Genomic DNA, 24,289 nt, shown 5'->3' on the forward strand with positions numbered 1-24,289 from the left:
GTTAAGGTTGTTGCTTATTGCCGGAACGCCGCATGCGGCGTTTTAAACGCTTGATGTAACGCGCAACGCGCCAGGCGCGCTTGATGCAATAACCATAAAACAGGAATGCCAGCAGAAATAATGCCAACATAAACCATTCAGGGATAAAAGTAAGCCGCTCGCCAAGCACGCCAATCGCCGCCAGCAGCGCAGCCGCTAGGGTGATCAAGACAAACGCCTGGTTCGGGGTAAACCCCGCGCGCATGATCAGGTGGTGAATGTGCTGGCGATCTGGCGAGAACGGGCTCATGCCTTTACGCAGGCGGCGGTACATGATGGCGATCATATCCATCAGCGGGATGGCGATGATCCACAGTGCGGTAACCGGGTTGATGGCGTGGCTCACGCCCTGGGAGCTTTGCAGCAAGAGCCAAATGGCGGTAAAGCCGATCAGCGTGCTGCCTGCATCGCCCATAAACACCTTATAGCGCCGGCCGAGAATGCCAAGGTTAAGCAACACATAGGGTACAATGGCGGCGATCATGGCGAAACACCAGAATGCGCGGTCGGTATGCCCGCTCAGATAGAGCAGCAGCCCGAGCGCGCCGAACGATACGCAGGACAGCCCGCCGAGCAGGCCGTCAATGCCGTCGACCATGTTAAACGCGTTGATCGCGGCCCAGACGGCGAACAGCGTCACCAGGTAGCCAAAAGGGCCGAGCTGCATTTCCCAGTTGCCGAGCACGTGCCCGAAGCTGCGCAGATACAGGCCGGCGAAAACCATCATGGCGATACCCACCAGCGCCTGAACCAGAGCACGGATTTTTACGCTGATATCATAGCGATCGTCCAGCGCGCCAACCAATACCAGCACGCCGGCACAGGCCAGATATAATTTTCCGTGAGCAATCGTTTGGTCAGAGATCAGAAAGGCGAAGCACAGGCCGATATAGACAGAAATGCCGCCGACCAACGGGATCATCCCCTGGTGGCGTTTACGGTAGTTGGGTCTATCAACCAAGCCAATACGTTTTGCAACCTTGCGGGCAACAAAGAGAAAAGCCAAAGAAAACAGAAAAACAAATAGAAGTTCAGTACTCATGTGAGTAAGTTCACAGTTAACAGATCTCTGAGAAAGTAAGGCAGCTTAACACGGGCTACAGCAGGCACCAGATGTTGTACTCCCTTTCAGTCATTTCCTATGACAACAGTAATTGATTCCCATTACGTAATAGCCGTCCCCCACATTGAAACCATAATGTGGCATATGGATTGCCCGCTAATAATGTATATCCGTCATACTTCATGTTGCAGGCATATTGGCTTTGTGACCCGGCTGATCCTTCGCCCTCGCCCCTACGGGGCCGCCGCCTTCCTGCTACGCGAATTATTTTGGCTACAGAAATCCAAAATGATAAGTTACAAAATAACTTACGCTTTTATTACTGCTACTTATCGTATCCGTCAAATGCGAAAAACGCCACGCTTAGGCGTGGCGTTCTCCGAATTTTTTACTCAATTATGAGCGCTTCATCATATCGAAGAATTCATCATTGGTTTTGGTCATCGCCAATTTGTTAATGAGGAACTCCATTGCGTCGATCTCGCCCATCGGGTGAATAATCTTACGCAGGATCCACATTTTCTGCAGTTCTTCAGACGTGGTAAGCAATTCTTCTTTACGGGTACCGGAGCGGTTGTAATCGATCGCCGGGAACACACGCTTCTCGGCGATTTTACGCGCCAGGTGTAATTCCATGTTGCCGGTACCTTTAAATTCTTCGTAGATAACCTCGTCCATTTTCGAACCGGTATCCACCAGCGCGGTGGCGATGATGGTCAGGCTGCCGCCCTCTTCCACGTTACGCGCTGCGCCGAAGAAACGCTTCGGACGGTGCAAGGCGTTGGCGTCCACACCACCGGTCAGCACTTTACCCGACGCCGGCACCACGGTGTTGTAGGCACGGGCCAGACGGGTGATGGAATCCAGCAGGATGATCACGTCTTTTTTGTGCTCAACCAGGCGTTTGGCTTTCTCGATCACCATCTCGGCGACCTGCACATGGCGGGAAGCCGGTTCGTCGAAGGTCGAAGCGATCACTTCGCCTTTCACCAGACGCTGCATTTCGGTCACTTCTTCCGGACGTTCATCGATCAGCAGCACCATCAGCACGCAGTCTGGGTGGTTGTAGGCGATGCTCTGCGCGATGTTTTGCAGCAGCATGGTTTTACCGGCTTTCGGCGGCGCGACAATCAGGCCACGCTGTCCACGGCCGATCGGCGATGCCAGATCCAGCACGCGGGCGGTCAAGTCTTCGGTCGAACCGTTGCCGCGCTCCATGCGCAGACGGGAGTTGGCATGCAGCGGCGTCAAGTTCTCAAACAGGATCTTGCTGCGGGCATTTTCCGGCTTGTCGTAGTTAACTTCGTTAACCTTCAACAGGGCAAAATAGCGCTCGCCTTCTTTTGGCGGACGAATCTTACCGGAAATGGTGTCACCAGTGCGAAGGTTGAAACGGCGGATTTGGCTTGGAGAAACGTAAATGTCGTCGGGGCCGGCGAGGTAGGAGCTGTCTGCGGAGCGGAGGAAACCAAATCCATCCTGCAGTATCTCCAAGACGCCATCGCCGAAGATATCTTCCCCACTCTTGGCATGTTGCTTGAGGATAGAGAAGATAATGTCCTGTTTGCGCATGCGGGCAAGGTTTTCCAGCCCCATATTTTCGCCTAGAGTAATTAGCTCAGAAACCGGCGTATTCTTTAATTCGGTAAGATTCATAGTGGTGGGTTCTTAAACTCGGGGTATGTCTCGAACTTAGTATCGTGAATGGTATGGCAGCGTGATACGTGCCTGTTTACTGGGCGTTCGATCACCAGCTCGGCCCGGTAAGGTACAGCCTTACTGTGGACGCATGCGCTGACGGTGTAAGATCGAAGGTGCCTTAAAACTGATTTTTTGCAAAACCGTTTGATTGTTAAAACACCGGCTGGGTTCACTTTTCTTTCAGCGCCGACGCTTCAACACAGAGTAAAGCTTAGATTCTAACTCTTTAGATTTAAAACTTATGGCAAGTACTATATGCAGTTGTGGCTAAATTTAGCACGCTTCCTGGCGGGCGTCTAGCGTTGAATCACAATCTCGCCAGACGCCCTCCAAAGACACCCCGCCCGCTTACAGATTCGCGTTCAGGAAGTCTTTGAGTTGGCCTTTGGACAGCGCGCCAACTTTGGTCGCCGCCACTTCACCATTTTTGAACAGCAGCAGCGTTGGGATACCGCGGATGCCGTACTTCGGCGCCGTCGCCGGGTTCTGATCGATATTCAGCTTGGCGATGGTCAGTTTGCCTTCGAATTCTTCGGCGATTTCATCCAGAATCGGAGCAATCATCTTGCACGGCCCACACCATTCAGCCCAGAAATCGACCAGGACAGGACCTTCAGCTTTCAGTACGTCAGTGTCGAAGCTGTCGTCAGCCAGGTGAATAATTTTATCGCTCATGTTTTACTCCACAGGATTATGTCTACCTTGTTGGTGTAGCATTAACCAACCTAAGGTGACTTTATTTCACCGGATACGCTTTCGTAAAGCAATAGTTAGCTGATATTCTACCACACTATGAGCAAAACACACTTAACAGAACAGAAGTTTTCCGACTTCGCCCTGCACCCATTGGTGATTGAAGCCCTTGAAAAGAAAGGGTTTCATAACTGCACGCCTATCCAGGCGTTAGCATTGCCGCTCACGCTCTCCGGGCGTGACGTAGCAGGCCAGGCGCAAACCGGTACCGGCAAGACGTTGGCATTTTTGGCGTCTACTTTCCATTATCTGCTTTCCCACCCGGCGAAACAGGATCGTCAGATCAACCAGCCGCGCGCGTTGATCATGGCGCCAACGCGTGAGTTGGCGGTGCAGATCCACTCCGATGCACAAGCCCTGTCCCAGTCCACCGGCCTGAAACTGGGCCTGGCCTACGGCGGCGACGGCTACGATAAACAGCTCAAGGTGCTGGAAAGCGGCGTTGATATCCTGATCGGCACCACTGGCCGCTTAATCGATTATGCCAAGCAGAACTACATCGATTTGGGCGCCATTCAGGTGGTAGTGCTGGATGAGGCCGATCGGATGTACGATCTGGGCTTTATCAAAGACATCCGCTGGCTGTTCCGCCGCATGCCGCCGGTGGATCAACGCCTGAACATGCTGTTCTCCGCCACGTTGTCCTACCGCGTGCGTGAACTGGCCTTTGAACAAATGAACAACGCTGAATATGTTGAAGTGGAACCGGAACAGAAAACCGGCCACCGCATAAAAGAAGAGCTGTTCTACCCGTCCAACGAAGAAAAAATGCGCCTGCTGCAGACGCTGATCGAAGAAGAGTGGCCGGATCGCGCCATCATCTTCGCCAACACCAAGCACCGTTGTGAAGACATCTGGGGCCATCTGGCCGCCGACGGCCACCGCGTTGGCCTGCTGACCGGCGACGTCGCGCAAAAGAAACGCCTGCGTATCCTGGACGACTTCACCAAGGGGAACCTGGACATCCTGGTCGCCACCGACGTCGCTGCGCGTGGGCTGCATATTCCGGCCGTGACTCACGTATTCAACTACGATCTGCCCGACGACTGCGAAGACTACGTGCACCGCATTGGCCGTACCGGCCGCGCCGGTGCCAGTGGGCACTCCATCAGCCTGGCCTGTGAAGAGTACGCGCTCAACCTGCCGGCGATCGAAGCCTATACCGGCCACAGCATTCCGGTGAGCAAATACAACAGCGACGCGCTGCTGACCGATCTGCCGGCGCCAAAACGCCTGCAGCGCCCGCGCAACAACAACGGCCCGCGCCGCAATACGTCACAACGCCGCAGCAGTGCGCCACGTAACAACCGTAAACGTTCAGGCTGATAAATCATGCTCAGTTCCAGCACGCTTTATGCCGCCATTGACCTTGGCTCCAACAGTTTTCACATGTTGGTGGTGCGTGAGGTGGCTGGCAGTATCCAGACCCTGGCGCGCATCAAGCGCAAAGTGCGCCTCGCCGCCGGGCTGGATCAGAACAATCTCTTGTCGCACGAAGCCATGCAGCGGGGCTGGCAGTGCCTGAAGCTGTTCTCTGAACGCCTGCAGGATATTCCCCCCCAGCAGATCCGCGTGGTGGCAACGGCAACGCTGCGCCTGGCGAATAACGCCGACGCATTTTTGCAGACCGCCGAACAGATCCTCGGTTGCCCGATCCAAGTGATCAGCGGCGAAGAAGAAGCCCGCCTGATTTATCACGGCGTCGCCCACACTACCGGGGGGCCGGATCGCCGTTTGGTGGTGGATATTGGCGGCGGCAGCACCGAACTGGTCACCGGCACCGGCGCGCAGGCCTCGCAGCTGTTCAGTCTGCCGATGGGCTGCGTCACCTGGCTGGAACGCTTCTTTAGCGATCGCAACCTGGGGCGGGAAAACTTCGAGCGCGCCGAACAGGCCGCGCGCGATATGGTGCGCCCGGTGGTCGACCAACTGCGCAAACAGGGCTGGCAAATCTGCGTCGGAGCTTCCGGCACCGTGCAGGCGCTGCAGGAAATCATGGTGGCGCAAGGCATGGATGAGCGCATCACCCTGCAGAAACTGCGCCAGCTGAAGCAACGCGCCATTCAATGCGGCAAGCTGGAAGAGCTGGAAATTGAAGGCCTGACGCTTGAGAGAGCGCTGGTTTTCCCCAGCGGCCTGTCTATTCTGTTGGCGATTTTTCAGGAGCTGGGCATCGAAAGCATGATGCTGGCCGGCGGCGCGCTGCGTGAAGGCCTGGTGTACGGCATGCTGCACCTGCCGGTGGATCAAGACGTGCGCAACCGCACGCTGCGCAACCTGCAGCGCCGTTATCTGCTGGATACCGAACAAGCGGAACGCGTTAACCTGCTGGCGACCAACTTCGCCCAACAGGTGGCCAATACCTGGCAACTGGACGAACGATGTCGGGAATTGCTGCATGCCGCCTGCTTAATCCACGAAATCGGTCTTAGCGTTGATTTCAAACGGGCGCCACAGCATGCCGCCTATCTGGTGAGTCATCTCGACCTGCCTGGTTTTACGCCCGCCCAGAAAAAACTGTTGGCCACCCTGCTGCAAAACCAAAGCAACACCATCGATCTGGCGCTGCTCAGCCAGCAAAATGCGGTGCCGCCGATCATGGCGCAGCGCCTGTGCCGTCTTCTGCGTTTGGCGATTATTTTCGCCAGCCGCCGCCGCGATGACACGTTGCCGGCAGTGCGGCTGCGGGCCGGTAGCGATGAGGAACTGACGGTGATCCTGCCGCATGGTTGGCTTGAACAACATCCGCTGCGGGGCGAGGCGCTGGAGCAGGAGAGCCATTGGCAAAGCTACGTCCATTGGCCGTTGGTGCTGGAAGAGCAGAACTGAAGCCCGCTGCGCCAGCGGGTGTTTTATCGCGTTAGCACCGGCGTTCGAGCCAAGGCCGCACGCCGGCCCCGATCACGGCCGCCCTTGGCGGCTGGGGTAACCGCGCAAACCTCTTGCAGGCGCCCTAATTCCCACCCTTCGCCTTGGCCAACATCGCCCTGACGTTCGCCAAATGGCTCTGCCCCTTTTGCATCCGCTCTTGCGGGCTCACCACTTTACGCTCGCTTTCCCACTGCAAATCATCCTGTGGCAGCTCCAACAGGAAGCGGCTGGGCTCCGGCCGCACCAGCTCGCCATATTGGCGCCGTTCACGGCACAGGGTGAAAATCAGCTCTTTTTGGGCGCGGGTTATCCCTACATAGGCCAGGCGCCGCTCTTCATCGACGTTATCCTCATCAATACTGCTCTGATGTGGGAGCAACCCTTCCTCCATCCCCACCAGGAACACATACGGGAACTCCAGCCCTTTGGAGGCGTGCAGCGTCATCAATTGCACTTGATCCAGCTCGTCTTCATTTTCGCCGCGCTCCATCATATCGCGCAGGGTAAAGCGCGTGACCACCTGGGTCAGCGTCATCGGCTCTTCCAGATCGCTGCCGGTCAGCATTTCGGTCATCCAGCCAAACAGCGTATTGACGTTTTTCATCCGCATTTCGGCCGCTTTCGGGCCGGTGGAGGTTTCAAACAGCCAGCTTTCATAATCCACGCCGCGGATCAGATCGCGCACAGCCGCCACCGGTTCACGCTCCGCCAGTTGCGCCACCTCGGCCATCCAGTGGGTGAAACGCTGCAGCGATTCCAGCCCACGGCCGCTCAACGATTGGCTCAGGCCAAGATCAAAGCTGGCACGGAACAGGCTCTTATTGCGCTGATTGGCCCATTCACCAAGCTTTTGCAGCGTCGCCGGCCCAATTTCGCGCTTGGGGGTGTTCACAATGCGCAGAAAAGCGCTGTCGTCGTCCGGGTTGGTCAACACCCGCAGATAGGCCAGCAAATCTTTGATTTCCGGGCGCGAGAAAAAGGAGGTGCCGCCGGAAATCTTGTACGGAATGCGGTTTTGCATCAGCATCTTTTCAAACACCCGCGACTGGTGGTTGCCGCGGTAGAGGATCGCATAGTCGCCATAGTGGGTTTTCTTCACAAAGTGGTGGGCAATAAGCTCCCCCACCACCCGTTCGGCCTCATGATCTTCATTGTTCGCCGTCACCACCTTGAGCACTTCCCCGTAGCCCAGCTCCGAAAATAGCCGTTTTTCAAACACATGGGGGTTATTGGCGATCAGGATATTGGCCGCTTTCAGAATGCGCTCGCTGGAGCGGTAGTTCTGCTCCAGTTTGATCACCTGCAGCTGCGGGAAATCTTCTTTTAACAACGCCAGATTCTGCGGGCGGGCGCCGCGCCAGGAATAGATTGACTGATCGTCATCGCCCACCACGGTAAAGCGTGCGCGGTTGCCCACCAACAGCTTCACCAGTTCATACTGGCTGGTGTTGGTGTCCTGATATTCATCAACCAACAGATAGCGGATGCGGTTTTGCCAACGTTCCCGCACCTCGGCATTGCGTTGCAGCAACAGCGTGGGCAACAGAATTAAATCGTCGAAATCCAGCACGTTGCATGCCCGCATGTGTGTATCGTACAGGCCATAGCAATGGGCAAACAGCTTATCGCGCTCCGAGCGGGCCAACCCCATCGCCTGCTCCGGGTTAACCAGATCGTTTTTCCAGTTGGATATGGTCGAAATTAACTGCGCCACCAGCGTTTTGTCATTCTCCAGCCATTTTTCGGTCAGCTCTTTCAGCAGCGCCAGCTGATCCTGATCGTCAAACAGCGAAAAGTTGGATTTCATGCCCAACGCGGCATATTCGCGCTTGATCACCTCCAGCCCCAGCGTATGAAAGGTGGAAATCATCAGGCCACGCGTTTCTTTACGCCCCATAGTCTGCGCCACACGCTCTTTCATCTCGCGCGCGGCCTTGTTGGTGAAGGTCACCGCAGCAATATGGCGCGCCTGGTAGCCGCAGTGGTGCACCAGATGGGCGATTTTATTGGTGATAACGCGGGTCTTGCCGGAGCCGGCGCCGGCCAGCACCAGACATGGCCCGGTGACAAATTCGACGGCGTGTTGTTGGCTGGAGTTTAATCGCATGGCTCTTTTCTGCTCGGCTTGCATAACGTGGGAGAGGGATTGTAGCAGAAAGCCGCGCCGGGATTGAGAACCGCATGCAACGGAAAAGGCGCGCAATCGCGGGTATAATCAACGCCATTACGCATCAACGAAGGTAACCCCATGGCAAAGACCGCGTGCGCTCTGCACATCCTGGTGGATAACGAAAAGCTGGCCAACGAGCTGCTGGCCAAACTCAAACGCGGCGTCAGCTTTGACACGCTGGCGCGTAAATATTCACGCTGCCCGTCAAAACGCAACGGCGGCTCGCTGGGCGAGTTCAACAAAGGCGCCATGGTGCCGGCGTTCGATAAGGCGGTATTCAGCATTCCGCTGCTCAAGCCCTTCGGGCCGGTCAAAACCCAGTTCGGCTACCACATCATCAAGGTGCTATACCGCAATTAACCGCTGCCAGGCGGCGTAAACCGCCTGGCGCTGAGTTTACTGCGCGGCCGGCGCGTCGGCCGGCGGCGCCTCTTCGCTCACCGCTGCCGACGCAGGGGTCATGCTGCGTTCATAGGTTTGCTGCAGCTGCTTCATGCTCATTTCCGGCTCGCCTTTCGGCTGCACCAGTATCAGCGTCGCATCTTGCGACAGCTGCGCTTTCAGTTCCTGGTTCAGCGCGTCCAGCGTCAGATCGGCAAGCAACGCCTGGCGCAGCTTCTGATACTGCTCTGGCGCAATATCCACCACGCCGCTCTGCTGGGAGCGCAAACGCTGGCTCATCAGCACATCCGTATCGGTGCGCGCATAAGTGGCGAAAAGCTTGCTCAACTGATCGTTCTTCTGCGCAATCAGCGAATCAAACTCCGCCTGCGACAGGCCGTTATTGCGCACGTTGGCCAGTTCCCGCGCCACAAACGCCAGGCCGTCGTTCAGGTTATCATTCGGCGTGCTGATATGGATAGCGCACTGCGCGCGCTGATACTGCACCCGGCAGTCAAAGCCCAGGCTAACCTGCTTCTGATCGCTCTTTTCCAACGCCTGCTGCATGTGCCAGAACAGCCCTTCACGGGCGATATCGGCGCGCCAATAGCGGCTCAGGCTTTGGGAATCGCGGATCGGGTGCCACGGCGTATCCCACATGATTGACAGCCGATCCTGCTTCACATTCGGGCTCATCAGGCTCACCGGCTGTGGGGGCAACGGCCCCAGGGTCGGCACGGTGGCCGGCACTTCACGCTTACCGTCCAGCGGCGAAAACGCCTTGTTGATCTGTTCGCTCAAGCTGCGGCTATCCACTTTGCCCACCACGTACAGGGTCATGGCGTCCGGGGTATACCACTGCTGGTAAAATGCCTTGAGCTGCTCGATATCCACCGGGCGCTTCACCGGTTGGTTCGGATCATGCGGCAGCAACGTCGAGCCTTTCAGCCGGTAACGCCACCAGGCGTCCTGCGGATCGACCGGGAAAGTGCCGATCGGGTCAACATGGCTGTTGATAACGGCGTGAACCGTATTTTCATCGATCGCCAGCCGGCCGGTGGTATCCGCCAGCCACGCCAATGCTTCTTTCAGCAAATCCGGGCGGTTATTCGGCAGGCTGAGATTGTATAGGGTGAAATCATAAGAGCTGATCGCCGGCGGCAACGGCCGGCCGTTGTCGATGCCCTGTTGCCAAAGCGAACGCAGCTCCGGCTGAGTAAAACTTTCGCTGCGCGCCAGCGCCAGGCGCGGCAGAAAATGGGCAAACCCCGTCTGTTGGGTGGTCTCCACCAACGAGCCGGTATTAACCATCAGCCGCAGCTCAATGCGATCGTTCGGCCGCTGCGGCGTGCTAAGAATTTGCCATGAGAACCCGTTATCCAGTTTCCCCTGCTGCCAGGCCGGATCGGGTTGTAGTGTTTCAGCCTGCACGCTGCTGCTGGCCACGGCCAACAATAGCCCACCAACCATGAGATGAATTCTGGTGCCCTGCATGTGAACCCCTACTTAATGACTATCCAATTTCTATATATACCCAAAATAATTCGAGTTGCAGGAAGGCGGCTTTGCTGCGACAAATTCGTCAGGAACGAATTTGCCTGGCCTCTGGCCAGCCTCCGGTGAGAGACAAGGATGTCTCTCATCAATCCCCAGGAGCTTACCGAAGTCAAGTGACTGGGGTGAGCAACAAATCTGCCGGGAGCAGATTTGAACGCTGCCGGCAGCGGCCCCATCGGGGCGAGGCCCAGGGATGGGCCGAGTAATAAAGCCAACACACCTGCAACTTGAAGTATGAAGGGTAAACAAACACGGATATTCGCCTCAACGGAATATCCCACTGTATCCCGCAGAGTGGACACAGCTAACAACTACGCCCTGAGTTTCACGGTGGGGCAGAAAGCAGAAAGTGTACCATTGTGTTAGACCGCATGCCTTTGCGGATGTCACTCACAGGGTTAAAAATAATGGATAAAGGGATTTTTAATGCAAAAAAACGCGAAAACGGCCGGCCGGCCGCTGAGAAAAACAGCAATTTGCGGCGGTGATAGCAGAAAATAACGAGAGAAAACCAAAAGATAACCCCCTTCGCCTGGGGCTAAAGGGGGTCAGCGGCCGGGCAACGTCGGCGTTGCCCGGCAGGCGGCGTAGGCGGCGAGAATTGAATTTACGCTGAAGGCAGCGTCTTATCAGCCTTCTCAGCCGCGACGGCCTCCTTTGTTTTGCCCGAGAGCGTATCTTTCAACTGTTTCTCATCCAACTGCTTACACCATCTGGCCACAACCACGGTCGCCACGCCGTTGCCCACCAGATTGGTCAGCGCGCGTGCTTCAGACATAAAGCGGTCGATACCCAGAATCAGCGCCAGCCCGGCCAGCGGCAGGTGGCCCACGGCAGAGATCGTCGCCGCCAGCACGATAAAACCACTGCCAGTAACGCCGGCCGCCCCTTTCGAGGAAAGCAACAGCACCACCAACAGCGTCACCTGGTGCCAGATATCCATATGGGTATTGGTGGCCTGGGCGATAAACACCGCCGCCATCGTCAAGTAAATCGAGGTGCCGTCAAGGTTGAACGAATAGCCGGTTGGGATAACCAGCCCAACGACCGATTTTTTGCACCCCAGCCTCTCCATTTTCTCCAGCATGCGCGGCAGCACCGATTCGGATGATGACGTGCCCAGCACCACCAGCAGTTCTTCCTTAATGTAGGCGATGAACTTGAAGATATTGAAGCCGTTGGCGCGGGCAATGCTGCCAAGCACCACGATCACAAACAGGAAACAGGTGAGGTAGAAACAGAGGATCAACTGGCCAAGCTGCACCAGTGTGCCCACACCGTATTTACCGATGGTAAACGCCATGGCGCCAAAGGCCCCCAGCGGCGCCAGGCGCATGATCATGTTGATGATGCCGAAAATCACCCGTGAGAAGCTGTCGATCACGTTAAAGATCAACTGCCCTTTTTCACCCAGGTGATGCAACGCAAAGCCAAACATCACGGCGAACAGCAGCACCTGCAGAATATTGCCGCTGGCAAAGGCGCCGATGACGCTACCGGGAATAATGTCCAGCAGGAACGGGATCAGGCCCTGTTGCGAAGCCTGCTCGGCATAGACCGCCACCGCTTTGGCATCCAGTGAGCCGGGATCGACATTCATACCGGCGCCCGGTTGCGCCAGATTGACGATCAATAGCCCAATGATTAACGCAATGGTACTGACAATTTCAAAGTAAAGCAGCGCGATGGCGCCCGTGCGCCCCACCGCTTTCATGCTTTCCATACCCGCGATGCCGGTGACCACGGTACAGAAGATCACCGGTGCGATGATCATTTTAATCAGTTTAACAAATCCATCACCCAGCGGTTTCATCTGGGCACCAAGGTCAGGGTAGAAATGGCCAAGCAAGATACCCAGCGTAATCGCCGTCAGCACCTGAAAATAGAGGCTCTTAAAGATTGAGGTTTTCATATGAACGTCCTTTGGGGGAGATCAGCATCAGGTGGTTTATAACTTGTCCGTCCTGTTTATCGCCAGCGCGAAAATAACACCCCCATAACAACATGGAAATAAATTGTTGCGCCTACATACAGGTATTAATACGATTTTAAGAGCTGAAACGCTTCAGCTTGAATGGGAAAACCACGCATTACTTATGGTTTTGTTTAGTGAAACGAAACAGGGGACTTTGGCCGGCTCGCGCTTAACGCTGGCGCCGTTCAATTCAGGAATGGGGGTGCAGGCAGAACCTGGCTTCAAAGACTTCGCGCGGCAACGGGCGGGCAAACAGGAACCCCTGGCCGAAGTAGATACCGTGCTGAATCAACCAATCGCGTTGTTCCGCCGTTTCCACCCCTTCCGCCATCACCGGCAGGTTCAACACCTCGGAAATCACGCTGACGATACGCGCCATGGAATCATCCCCGGGCAGGCTGTGAATAAAGCTCTTGTCGATTTTGATTTGGTCGATCGGCAGGCATTTCAGGCGGTTGAGGTAGTTCAGGCTGGAGTAGCCCATACCGAAATCGTCCAGCGCGATCGACAGCCCCAAATCATGCAGTTCGCGCAGCAGCGCCAGCGCATGGTCCAGATCGTCAATGCGCACCGTCTCAGTAATCTCCAGCAGCAGTTTACGCGGATCGATCCGGTACTGCGCCAGAACCGTTTTCAGATGCGGCACAAAGTCTTCATGCTGCATCTGAATGGCGGAAATATTCACGGCCAATGGCAGAGTAATCCCCTGCGCCTGCCAGTCCGCCAGGATGCGGCACGCCTCTTCCAGCACCCAGTTGCCCAAGGGCACGATCACGCCCAGTTCTTCAGCCAGCGTGATCACTTCGGCCGGCAGCGAATAGCTGCCATCCCGTTGCTGCCAGCGCAACAACGCTTCAACACCAAACACCTGGTTACTGCGCATGTCGATTTGCGGCTGCAGGAACAGCGTGAAACGGCGCTGTTCGATCGCCTGCAGGATTTCGCTTTCCTGCGTCAGGCGTTTTTGCGTTTTTTCCGTCAGGCTGGGTTCAAAGAACAGGATTTTATTTTTGCCCATGCGGTGTGCGGACATCATCGCCGAGGTGGCGCTGCGCAGCAGTTGTTCCGCGCTGCCCTCATGATTCAGGTAATGGGCAATGCCGATACTGGCCGTCGGCCGTAGCGACATCTGCTGGATTTTCAACGGTGCGTTAATCTGCGCCAGAATACGCCGCGCCAGTTGCAGCGCATGGAGCGGCCGCTCAACGCCTTTGGCCAGCACGGCAAACTCACTGTTGGTCAATTGCGCCAACACCGCATTTTCATCAATGCATGCGCGCAGCTTGGCCGTCAGTTGCCGTAACAATGCTTCACGCTGTGCCGTGCTGAGCACCACGGAAGCCTCGTGCAACGTCTCAATGCCGATCACCAGCAGGTTGAAGCGCTCCGGGCGCAGGCTGGAAGCAATATGTTGCTCCAGCAAAGCGGAAAACAGCACCTGATTAGGTAAATCGGTAATCGGGTGGCGCGTACTGAGGCGGCTCATGTCCACATGGGCCTTGGCCAGCCTCTGCTGATTGCGATTATAGTAACGCACCAATAGCCCCAGCTCGTCATCCTTGTGCAGCACAGGCAGCATCAGTTGATGGTACGGCGCATCATCCACCGGCACGTTTTCCAGCTCGCGCGCGATGGCGCGCAGCGGATAGACCATCAGCCGATTCATGCACCAGGTGATCGCGACCGACAAAATCAGCGCCAGCAACAGGTAGGTGGAAAGCATGGTCGAAATCGCGCTGAGGATAAACTGGTACATACGGAATGAGTCGGCTTGCAGGACGAGATAGGCCAGCGGCTGGGGGTTGGCCGGCACCCGTTCCAGCGAATACAGTGGGACGGAGATCTGCACTGGCAGATCGAAAATCCGGGCAATCAACGGCGGCACCGGCCGTTCAGGCGGGAAATTGGCATGCAGCGCCTGGAACTCGTTCGGTAAAACAATATCAGCCCGGGTCAGAATACCGACCGGCAGCAACGAATTAAGCACCTGTTTCACCTTCGGCAGATCCATCCGCAGCACCGCGTCGGCCAAGGGTTGGCGCACCGAATGAGCGATGTTTTCCAGTTGCTGGGCGTAGTCATCCCTGCGCTGCTGCACAAAATGGAACAACTGAATCACGATAAAAATACAGATCGTCACCAGCGCCACACAGGACACCGTAGACATCTGCTTAATCGTCAATGAACGCCTAACCCGCAAAACTGCTCTCCATCATCCGGGCTGAAATATAAAAGGGGGGTGAAACAATACGCTTCTTCCCCCCTAAAGCCTGCCCCTGCGTTATCGGGCTTCAACCTAGGCCCATGCTTTGCGCTCTTTGTTTTGATAGCAAGCCTTGGGGCTACAACGGCGCCGCGATCGATGGCGGGACACCGCCTAAGTATACGCGATTGCCCGTGCTTTTTACCGTGCCAGGCCCGTAGCCAAAGTAATAAAAAGCGGGTTTCAGTCTTTTCCTAAGCAGATTAACAAAATACCTGAGAGGCGACACGCTGAATCTCGCGCTTTGCGTAGCCCGGTATGCGCCGGCGGCGTTCTTCGCCGGCGCAGGAAGCGAATGCTATTTAAAGTCCGCGTAAGGGGTCAGCGGCTGCGGCGGCAAATCAAGATCGCCCTGCCAGCCCGCCCATGAATAGCGTAAATACAGCAACGCATGGCTTGGGGCATAGTCTTTGGCCTGCTGGATATCCACCCCGGCGCCCAGCGCCCAGTGGCTGGTCAGGCGCCGCTCGACGACCGCGCGCAGCGTATAACCGATGCCGGAAGACGCGCTGCCTTCCTCCACCGTCAGCCGGTCTGTCAGCGATGCCGGCACCAGCCCTTGCAGCGGATAACGCCGCTGGTTCTGGGTTTTCGAATAGGAAACCGAGAGCGAGCCGCCCAGTTCGAATGACCAATTTTCAGTGCGTTGGCGGTAATTAACCGGCAGCCCCAGCGAAATATAGCGCTGCGGGCTGTAATAACCGCCCTGGCCGAGCGAATAACCGCTCAAATCCCGCTGGTAGTGCCACATCATGGTATTGAGGCCGACGGTGGCCCGCCGATTGTCTTCGTTAATCAGCTTGTAGTAATAGCCGGCCATCAGGCGCTCACGCAGGTTATCCTCCACGTTTTTGCCGGTCAGTTGATGGGCGCCGAGATCGGCCCAAACGCCGTGCGCACCGCCGCGATCGTAGCTGGCGCTCAGGCTGACGCCGGTGGCGCGCACCCCGCCCCAGGTGGTGCCGGTGTTCGGATCGCGCGCGCCGCCAAAGGCCAGCAGCGAACTGGAGATCGGCCGGCGCGAAGCCAGCAGCGTCCAGCCCATCTGGCGCCAGTCGCCGCTGTACGACAGCCCGCCGACCCAATCAACCACCTCAAATCCCATCGGCGTGGTGCCGAGATCCGCCGCCCAGGCCGCGTTTTTCCAGCCGGCTGCCACGCTGGTGCCGGTGGTTTTCTGGTGCACCCCACGGCTACAGTTCACCGTGGCACAGGTGCCGAACGTCTCCGAGTACTGCCCGTTTATGGTGGTAAAACGGCCGGCGTCCAGGCTGACGGTATCAGTGCGGAAAAAGGCGCGGCCGTCATCCAGCGGCATGTCCACCTGCAGCATGGTGTCATGGGCCTGGTAATCAGAAATGCCCCCGGTGCCGCTGGAGCCCCAGTAATCGTGGCCGAGCGTAACGTTAATATCCTGCTGGCGGTAAAGGTCCGCCGCGTCGGCACGGATGCCGCGTTTTAGCCAGTCATCGGTCGGGGCATTGCGCGTCAGCGCCGTGTAATGCGCGTTATCCTGCGGCACGGCCGGCGTAATGCCGCTGGCGACCATCGCCTGTTGGAAATCCTGCTGCGCCTGCGCCGGTTGCCCACGTTCACGTTCCAACAGGGCGGTGTCGCGGTAAACCAGCGCCGTGTCTTGCCCCGGCGGCTGTTGTTGCGCGGCCGCTTTCAGCGGGGTGAACAGCCCGGCGGCCCGATCGAGATCGCCCACGGCTCGCCAGGCGTTGGCGACGCGGCGCTGGCTATTCAACGTGGCCGTTTTCTGCGCCGGCAGCGCCTGCAGCCGTTGGCGCGCCATCTCCTGCCGGCCGGCGGCGACATAGGCCTCGACTTCGCCCAGCCGGGCATCCGCGTTGTCCGGCTCATGCGTCAGCACGCGCTGATAACTGGCCAGCGCCGCTGCGTATTCGCCACGCGCCAAAGCCCAGTCCGCCAGCAGCAGGTCGATACGGCGGTCCGCCGGCTGTTGCCGCAGGTAGGCGATAGCGCCAGCCTCATCACCGGCGGCGCGCAGCCGCTCGGCATGCGCGATGCGCAGTTGCAGGTTCAGCCGCTGCGCCAGGGCGCGCATCCCGTCATCCCACTGCGCCTGCGGTAGCGTGTACAACTGCGCCAGCGCCTGCTGCTCGCGTTCGCTGCTGGAAAGATAGAGCGCATAGGCATACACCCGCGCAGGAACGACCGGCCGTTGCCGGACCAATTGCAGGAACACGGCGTCAGCCCGCGCCGGCTGGCCAAGCTGGCGCAGCGTTTGTGCATAGCGATAGGTCAGCCAGGCATCGTTATGGTCAAGCTGTAACGCCAGGCGATACTTTTCCGCCGCCTGGCGCCACTGTTGCTGCGCCGCCAGCGCATCGGCCTCTTGGCGCAATATGCCCAGCCGCAGGCCGTCGAGCGTACTGCGCAAACGCTGTTGCTCGGCACGCGGCAGGCTGTCGATATAGGCGATCGCCTGCTGTGGCGAACGGCGCTGATAGAGCGCCACCAGCGCGCGCACCGCGCTATCGTTGCCGGGCGTAAGCCGCAGCGCCTGCTGGTAATAGCGCTCGGCCGCCGCATCATCGTGGCGCTTCACGGCCACATCGCCCAAGCCCACCAGGGCAAAAGCGTCCGTACCGTCGATCTGGCGCGCCTGCTGGAACTGCCGCTGCGCACGCGCCAGATCGTTGGCGGCCAATGCCTGGTTGCCCTCATTGATCGCCAGCCAGTAACCTGTGCTCTTGATCAGGCTCTGCCATTTATGCTTGAAATCACCGCTTTGGTCGGCGGCCAACGCCTGCCTGAACAGCTCCAGCGCCCGCTGGCGGTTGCCGATGCGCGCATAGGCCTGCCCGAGCGCGCCCAACAGCGCCGAATCGTCCGGCATGGCGGCCAGGGCCTTTTGCAGATCAGGCATAGCGCTGTGGCTGCTGCCCTGGTCAATCAGCGCCAGCCCACGGAGCCGCGCCTGGAAGGCCGGATCGGCCAGCATCGCCTGCTGGCGCGCCAGCTCTTGCCGCGCGCTGGCGGCCTGAATGCCTTGTTCAAACACGGCGAGGAAGCGCGTATAGGCCGCGGTGCTGGCGGGGCTGACCGGCATACGCCGGATCCGCTCCAGCCACAGATCGGCCGCCTCATTACGCCCCAGCGGATCGACGGCGATCTGGCGCAAAACGGCAAAACCCAGCTCATCCTGCTGCTGGCTAAAGAACAGGCGTGCCAACACGATACGCGCCTGCACATTGCCGGGATACTGCCGATCCAGCGCCTGCAGCTTGCCGATCGCCAATGGCGTTTGCCCCGGCAAGCGGGCGACGAAACGCCAATACTCCACCGCCAGATCGAGCGTTGGCGGTTCGCCGCCAAACAGTTCGTCATAGGCGGCCTTGGCCTCGGGCAAGCGCCCTGCCGTAGCCAGCAGGCGCGCCTGTTGTAGCTTCTGCCGCATAGCCGGCTGAACCAACCGCAGGTTCAGCACCGCCTGCCGATAAGCAGCAGACTGCGGCGCCACCGCTTTAAGCCTTGCCAACTGCTGCTGCGCCAAGGCCGCATCCCCCTGGCTCAGCGCCAGGCGCACCCGGGCGGCAATCACCTCCGGGTTGTCAGGATCGATAAGCTCCAGCCGGTGCAACGACTGCTGCACCAGCTCATGCTTGTAGCCGGCTTCGCCGATGCGCACCTGCTCAAGCAGCCATTGTTCGGGCGCGACCGTGGGCGCCGCCTGCGCAGCGGGCAACAACGCCAACAACCCCAACGGCAACAGCCATTCCCTGATGCTGAAATGCGCCATGGCGCTTAATCCCGGTCTTCTGGGGATAAGCGGCGGCGGCTAAAGGCCTTCAGGCCGCGCCATAACAACAGCCCAAAGCCCACTACCACTACCACCGCGATCAACGCCAGCCACACCGGGTGGGTGGCCAACGCATGCCATATCCACTCCCACCAGGGCAGGTGCCCGACATAGTAAACATCGCCGACGCGCAGGCTTTTCACGCCGGATTCACGGATCACCGCCACCGAGCCAAACACCGCGTTGCGTTTGCCGCTGTCCAGCATCGCGCCGTTGAGCAGCGCGTAGCCGCGCGGGCTGTCCGCCAACAGGGCGACAATGCTGCGCTGTTTATCAAACGGCGACTGCATGCCGACGATAGCGGCCATCGCGCCGTCAGAACCGATGGCGGTTCTGCTGTCCGCCCTGGCGTCCTCAGCCCGCACGGGGCCGATCGGCAACGGCACCTGGCGCTGCGGCTGGGTAATCCAGCTGCGGGTCGCCTCCAACAGCAGGTTGGCCTTTTTCTCATCCCGCAGCTCGGCCGGCAGCGCGCCGATCATTAAAATATCGGCATCGTGCTGTTTCGCCTGCGCCCAATCATCGCTCAGCGTCACCGCCAGCGCCGGGTAGCCGGTCTGTGCGCCGATGTTGCCTAACACGTTGAGCAAGGCGCTGATTTGCGCCGGCTGGGCGTGCGGGCTCACCAGCACCAGCGTTTGCGACAGATCCGCCAGGCGGCTGAACGGGAAACTGGCCCCGGCAAAAGCATGCAGATCCGGCATGGCGATAAAGTGGCGATACCCGGAAAAATCGATGGTGGAACTGCCGTCGATCACCGCATTATTTTTCGTAAACGAGTAAGTTTCACAGCGCCCTTCGGCCCCGCTGGCCAGCAGCGTGGTGTAATCGAAGTCAAAACGCAGCTGGTTGGTCAGGCCCAGGTTCAATGCCGGGATGCTCAGCGAGCGGTCAGCGTCAAACGGTTCCTGGTTCAGTGGCAACCGCAGCAGCTGCGTGCCCTGTTCACGCTCCGGCACCAGCGCAAACGCCTGCAGGAACTGGTTGTTCAGGCTGATATTCAGGCGCGATCCATCCTGCAACCGCGGCGCGGTATAGCGGTATTTCAACCGCATATCAATGCCATTGCTGCGCAGCAGAAACAGATCGGGCGGCAGATTAAGCGACAGGCCGATCGGGTTCGGCTGCACGCCGCTGGTCTGCAACTGCCCGGCATACTGCTGCAGCTCATCGAATGTCATTGGCCGATCGGTACGTACCCAGTTCGGCGCATCATATGGCTGGCGCGGCGCCAGTTGCGCCACGTTATCCACCGTCACCGCCTGGCCGCGCAACAAAATATCGCCCTGCGCAATGCCCTTCACCGCGGTGATCAGATCGTTATCGTCGCGCCCCAGCACCAACAGCAGTTTCACATACGGGTTATCCGGGTGATTGATCATCGCGACCGTCGGCTGATTAACCGGCGGGTAATCACGCAGGAAATCCGGGCGCTGGGCGTTGGTGGCGAACACCACCGCATGCTGCGCCGGCAGGCGGTTAAACAGCACCGGGAACGACTGCCCGCGCCACTGCGCCTGGCTGCCGAACCACGAAGCCAAGATACCGGCGGCGCGCTGCTGGGCAAGGTCCGGCTGGCCGGCGAACACCACCGGCAATGAAAGCGGCCGGTTGTCGCGTTGATCAAAGAACGGCTCCGGGAAATAGGACAGATCGTCCTTCAGCGGCAGCGCCTGGAAACGCAGATCAAGGGCGCTGGATTTGCTGACGTCCAGCCACAGCGAAGCATTGGCCGGGTTTTCACACAGGCTCTGATAGTGGCCGATAAACTCCAGCCTGACGCGGTTGAAGTCCGTGATGTAGCGCGGATCGATCGCCATCTGGATCCGGTTCGGCTTGCCGAGCATCTCGCGGGTCAGGGTGGTGACCCCCATCAGCTCGTCGTTCAAATAGACCTTAACGTGCGACTCCACCGGGATCAGCGCCGGCGACGGCGTATATTCGATATCCAGCGTCGCCAGGGAGACCACCTCATCGCTGCGCACGCCAAACTCCAGATGCCCATCCGGGTGGGTGCCGCGCAGCACAAATGCGCCCGGCAGCGTGCTAATTTGGCTAAAGGGCAGCCGCACATCGCGCACCGGCGCGGCCGGGGCCGGGGCCGGCGGCACGTTAGATTCGACAGGTAAAACGCTAAGGGCGCCGGCCTGCGGCAGACTGGCGGCTGGCGCGCTTTGCGCAGCCAAAGGCAACGAGCACAAGCTTATGAGCAAGGCGTTAAACCAGGTTGTTTTTTTCACCATCGGTATCATCATCAATGTTAAAGCTCACTCACTGACTACGAGCAAACAGGTATGGTCACAGCCCCAGCGCTGCGATGTTTGGCGCCATCCCACTCTGGCCGAGAGGGATAGCCGGTTACTACGGTATTCTGGCGCTGGCCGTGCGTTGCTGCCCCACACCATGGGGGAACAGCGATAGCACCCACATCAGAAAGTGCAGGCAACTGCCCAACACGTTACGCACCAACGGCGGCGCGTAGTCAGTCATCCGTTGATAGCCGCGGAACCCCAGCATCAGCACATCGCGCAGGCTCTCAATCGGCTTGTCTTCGGGGAAACCGTCCTGCCACAGCGCCCAGGTGTCCGCGCGGGCAAAGGTACATTGGATAAAATCAATATGTTGCCGGGTAGAAAGCGCGAGCATACGCATCCCGACCTTGTACCCGAAGGCGCGCGTCACTACCAGTGGGAAACTGAATTCCTGTTGGCCGCGTTTAAGCAGCAGTTGCACCTGGTCGCCCGGTTGCAGCCGATCCGCCACCCGCATCTCCACCCCCACGCCGCCGTCGGAGTAATCACGCAGGGTACACGGGAACAGGTGCCCGTCGGCGCGGGCCACGGCCGCCGGCATGGCTATCTCGACACGGTGCGACTGGCGCATCTGCTTGCTCTCCACCGCCACGGCCATCGCCCCGCCAAGGATAATCATGTTGTACAGCACCCAAACCAGGCTGATGAGCACCGTCATCACCTCATCCGCCGGCCCGTTAAACAGGCGCCAGATGCCAAACCCCAGGCCGGCCAGGTTCAATAGCACCAGGAATAGATAGGGGCGCGTGATCACCCAATCGACGTGCTCGTTTTCAACCAGGCCCCCTTTGGCGGTAACGTTGAATTTCCCCTTGTGCGGGTTGAGCAGCGCCACGGTGGTCGGCCGCGCGATATACCATGCCAGGACGGTTTCGTAGATCTCACTCCAGAACGAGTGGCGGTATTTGCCCTGAATGCGCGAGTTGGTCAGGCTGGAATGCACCATGTGCGGCAACACGTACAGCGCGATCGCCAGCGCCGGCGCCCAGATGATATAGGCATGCAGCAGCAGAAACGCCAAAGGCGCAATCAGGAAAATCAAACGCGGGATACCCGACAAGAAGTGCAGCATGGCGTTGGCGTAACAAACGCGCTGGGCAAAGGCGAGCCCCTTGCCAAACAACGGATTATCCAGCCGGAAGATCTGCACCATGCCCCGCGCCCAGCGGATACGTTGGCCAATGTGCGCCGACAGGCTTTCAGTCGCCAGGCCGGCCGCCTGGGGAATGCGAATATACGCCGAACGGTAGCCAAGCCGGTGCAACCGGAGCGAGGTATGGGCGTCTTCAGTAACGGTTTCCACCGCAATACCGCCGATTTCATCCAGCGCGCTGCGCCGCAGGATGGCGCAGGAGCCGCAGAAGAACGTGGCGTCCCACATATCGTTGCCGTCCTGTACCAGGCCGTAAAACAGCGTGCCCTCGTTGGGCGCGCGGCGAAAGCGCCCCAAGTTGCGCTCAAACGGGTCCGGCGAGAAAAAGTGGTGCGGCGTCTGCAACATCGCCAGTTTTTTATCCTTGAAGAACCAGCCCATGGTCAGTTGCAGGAAGGAGCGCGTTGGCACGTGGTCACAGTCGAAGATGGTGACAAACTCGCCGCTGGCCTGTTTCAGCGCATTGTTGATATTGCCGGCCTTGGCATGCTCATGGGTTGGGCGCGCAATGTACCGCACCCCGACTTCTTCGGCAAACGCTCGGAATTCCGGGCGGTTACCGTCGTCCAGGATGTAAATGGTCAGTTTGTCTTTCGGCCAGTCGATGCCCAACGCCGCATAAATGGTGGGTTTAACCACCCCCAGATCTTCATTGTAGGTGGGCACCATCAGATCGACGCTCGGCCAGTTGCCGCGATCGGCCAGCAGCGACACTGGCTGGCGATTAAGCGGCCATACCGTCTGGAAGTAGCCCAGGATCAGCACCACCCAGGCGTAGGTTTCCGCCACCAGCAATAGCAGGCCGCAAACCAGGCTAAGCGGATCGTCCCAGTTCAGCGTGGCGGTATAGCGCCACCACAGGTAGCGGCAAGAAACCGTCAGCGACAGCACAATCAGCATCAGCACCGGCAGGCGCCCCGGCACGCGGCGCACTACCATGGCCACCGCCCACAGCAGCAGCACAAAGACAAACTGCGCCACTAAATCAAACGGTTGCGAGATACACAACAGCGCCAACAGCCCCATAACGATGCCGACGACGATATACAAGGCCTTACGTACCGCCGGGGGCAGCCGGTTCAATCGGGCGTTGGAGCCCGGCCCGATGCCGCTGGCGTGCAGCCGTTGGGGAATCGCCGCCAGCAGGCGGGCATAATCACGTTGCAACCGTTGCCAGCCGGCGAAAGGCGCACGCGGGGCGGCGATGCGTTCGTTGCGCAACACCAGCAGCCACAGCCCCTGCAACAAATAGCGCAAGCTGTCGCCAAACCGCGGCCGGCCCGGCGTAATATGCGGGAACCAGTAGCGCCGGCTCGCGCGGATACGTTGCCAACTGGGGGATTCGAGGCGCAGGAAACACCAGCCGAGCGCCGCCAGCAACGTGGCGAAGAAGGCCACCAACGCCGCGGCGCCCTGTTGGCGATAGGCGCGGTAACGCGCCTGGATCACGCGTTGCACCGGCGGCACCAGAATCAGCGACAGTACCCGGCTCATAAGGCAGCCTTGTTCAGATGCAGCAGGCACCAGTTGGCCAGCGTCAGCACCTCATCGGCGGCCAGGCTCTCCGGGCGGTATTCTCCCAGCGGTTGTTTCATCAGTAACGCTTCGGCCAGCGCTTCATCGCGATGGATCACCACCGGCAACAGGGCGGGCAACGTATTCAACCAAAGCTGGTGTAGATCCTGCTGTATCTGGCTGGCGGAGGAATAACGGTTAATCAGAAAATGGCTATGCGGTAACGGGGTATGCCGGTGCAGGCGCACATGGCTGTTGGCATCCGGGTTGAGCAGCACAAACACGCTGTCGGCGAGTGGCAGCAGCGCCTGCACATCGTTGCCGGCGGGAATATCCAGCAAAATCCAGCGGTACCGGCCGGCAGCCTTCAGCTCGGCCAGGCGCAAGGGCCACGCCGGTGATTGCTCCGGGTTCTGCCGGCATACCTCGCTGGTTTCCTGTTCGGTAAGCTGGCCGAACGGCAGAAAATCCAACCCTTCGCAATAACGCAGCGCGGCTTGCCGCCAGTCTTCGCCGTCAAGCTGTGCGCGAGCCCAGCCGCGCGCCAGCGCCAGCGGCGTATTAAAATGCAGGCGCAATAGGTTATCCGGTGAAAAATCAATCACCAGCACGGATTCCCCCAGTTGCCGTAGCGCCCACGCCAGCGCAGCCGTTACCGATGTGGTACCAATACCACCTCGAATTCCCTGTAACGCAATAACCGGCAT

The 24,289-nt window shown here is 58.8% G+C and carries 14 protein-coding genes; 3 read left to right on the plus strand and 11 right to left on the minus strand.

Features of this window, described 5'->3' with window-relative positions; translation table 11 throughout:
* Window position 1 precedes the first annotated feature (1 nt).
* The 3 genes from wecA to trxA form a co-directional block, all read right to left on the minus strand.
* Window positions 2-1,081 (minus strand): UDP-N-acetylglucosamine--undecaprenyl-phosphate N-acetylglucosaminephosphotransferase, encoded by a 1,080-nt coding sequence (gene wecA, locus AC559G_RS13550; protein WP_095846381.1) that lies wholly within the window; start codon window positions 1,079-1,081, stop codon window positions 2-4.
* 417 nt (window positions 1,082-1,498) lie between these two features.
* Window positions 1,499-2,758 carry a transcription termination factor Rho gene (gene rho / locus AC559G_RS13555; RefSeq protein ID WP_095846383.1) on the minus strand — a complete coding sequence of 420 codons (1,260 nt, stop codon included), beginning with the start codon at window positions 2,756-2,758 and terminating at the stop codon, window positions 1,499-1,501.
* A 393-nt stretch (window positions 2,759-3,151) separates the two neighbouring features.
* The gene (trxA, locus tag AC559G_RS13560; protein ID WP_095846384.1) at window positions 3,152-3,478 is read right to left on the minus strand and encodes a thioredoxin TrxA; all 327 of its coding nucleotides are present in this window, start codon (window positions 3,476-3,478) and stop codon (window positions 3,152-3,154) included.
* A 117-nt stretch (window positions 3,479-3,595) separates the two neighbouring features.
* Between trxA and rhlB the strand changes: the two genes are divergently transcribed.
* Complete coding sequence (gene rhlB / locus AC559G_RS13565) at window positions 3,596-4,882, plus strand: ATP-dependent RNA helicase RhlB (RefSeq protein WP_498912873.1); 1,287 nt, start codon at window positions 3,596-3,598, stop codon at window positions 4,880-4,882.
* A gap of 6 nt (window positions 4,883-4,888) precedes the next feature.
* On the plus strand, window positions 4,889-6,385 hold the full coding sequence (ppx, locus tag AC559G_RS13570) for an exopolyphosphatase (protein ID WP_438597877.1): 1,497 nt from the start codon (window positions 4,889-4,891) through the stop codon (window positions 6,383-6,385).
* A 124-nt stretch (window positions 6,386-6,509) separates the two neighbouring features.
* Here ppx and rep read toward each other — a convergent pair whose 3' ends face one another.
* Window positions 6,510-8,534, minus strand: coding sequence for a DNA helicase Rep (gene rep, locus AC559G_RS13575; RefSeq protein WP_498912874.1), 2,025 nt, complete (start codon window positions 8,532-8,534; stop codon window positions 6,510-6,512).
* A 141-nt stretch (window positions 8,535-8,675) separates the two neighbouring features.
* Here rep and ppiC point away from each other — a divergent pair, with 141 nt between their 5' ends.
* Entirely contained in the window at window positions 8,676-8,957 is a 282-nt protein-coding gene (gene ppiC / locus AC559G_RS13580; protein ID WP_438598268.1) for a peptidylprolyl isomerase PpiC, read from the plus strand.
* A gap of 36 nt (window positions 8,958-8,993) precedes the next feature.
* Here ppiC and AC559G_RS13585 read toward each other — a convergent pair whose 3' ends face one another.
* The 7 genes from AC559G_RS13585 to bcsQ form a co-directional block, all read right to left on the minus strand.
* A complete protein-coding gene (locus tag AC559G_RS13585; RefSeq protein ID WP_498912875.1) occupies window positions 8,994-10,472 on the minus strand; it encodes a M16 family metallopeptidase in 1,479 nt (492 codons plus the stop codon).
* Window positions 10,473-11,142: 670 nt separating this feature from the next.
* Complete coding sequence (locus AC559G_RS13590) at window positions 11,143-12,447, minus strand: dicarboxylate/amino acid:cation symporter (RefSeq protein WP_438598270.1); 1,305 nt, start codon at window positions 12,445-12,447, stop codon at window positions 11,143-11,145.
* Between the two features lie 253 nt (window positions 12,448-12,700).
* On the minus strand, window positions 12,701-14,710 hold the full coding sequence (gene hmsP / locus AC559G_RS13595; protein WP_498912876.1) for a sensor domain-containing phosphodiesterase: 2,010 nt from the start codon (window positions 14,708-14,710) through the stop codon (window positions 12,701-12,703).
* 361 nt (window positions 14,711-15,071) lie between these two features.
* On the minus strand, window positions 15,072-18,542 hold the full coding sequence (bcsC, locus tag AC559G_RS13600) for a cellulose biosynthesis protein BcsC (RefSeq protein WP_498912877.1): 3,471 nt from the start codon (window positions 18,540-18,542) through the stop codon (window positions 15,072-15,074).
* 5 nt (window positions 18,543-18,547) lie between these two features.
* Window positions 18,548-20,845 carry a cellulose biosynthesis cyclic di-GMP-binding regulatory protein BcsB gene (gene bcsB / locus AC559G_RS13605; RefSeq protein WP_498912878.1) on the minus strand — a complete coding sequence of 766 codons (2,298 nt, stop codon included), beginning with the start codon at window positions 20,843-20,845 and terminating at the stop codon, window positions 18,548-18,550.
* 118 nt (window positions 20,846-20,963) lie between these two features.
* A complete protein-coding gene (gene bcsA / locus AC559G_RS13610; RefSeq protein WP_498912879.1) occupies window positions 20,964-23,561 on the minus strand; it encodes a UDP-forming cellulose synthase catalytic subunit in 2,598 nt (865 codons plus the stop codon).
* On the minus strand, window positions 23,558-24,289 hold the full coding sequence (gene bcsQ / locus AC559G_RS13615) for a cellulose synthase operon protein YhjQ/BcsQ (RefSeq protein ID WP_498912880.1): 732 nt from the start codon (window positions 24,287-24,289) through the stop codon (window positions 23,558-23,560). Before bcsQ ends, bcsA begins: the two co-directional genes overlap by 4 nt.

This window comes from Gibbsiella greigii (genome assembly GCF_039540155.1).
Classification (GTDB): Bacteria; Pseudomonadota; Gammaproteobacteria; order Enterobacterales; family Enterobacteriaceae; genus Gibbsiella; species Gibbsiella quercinecans.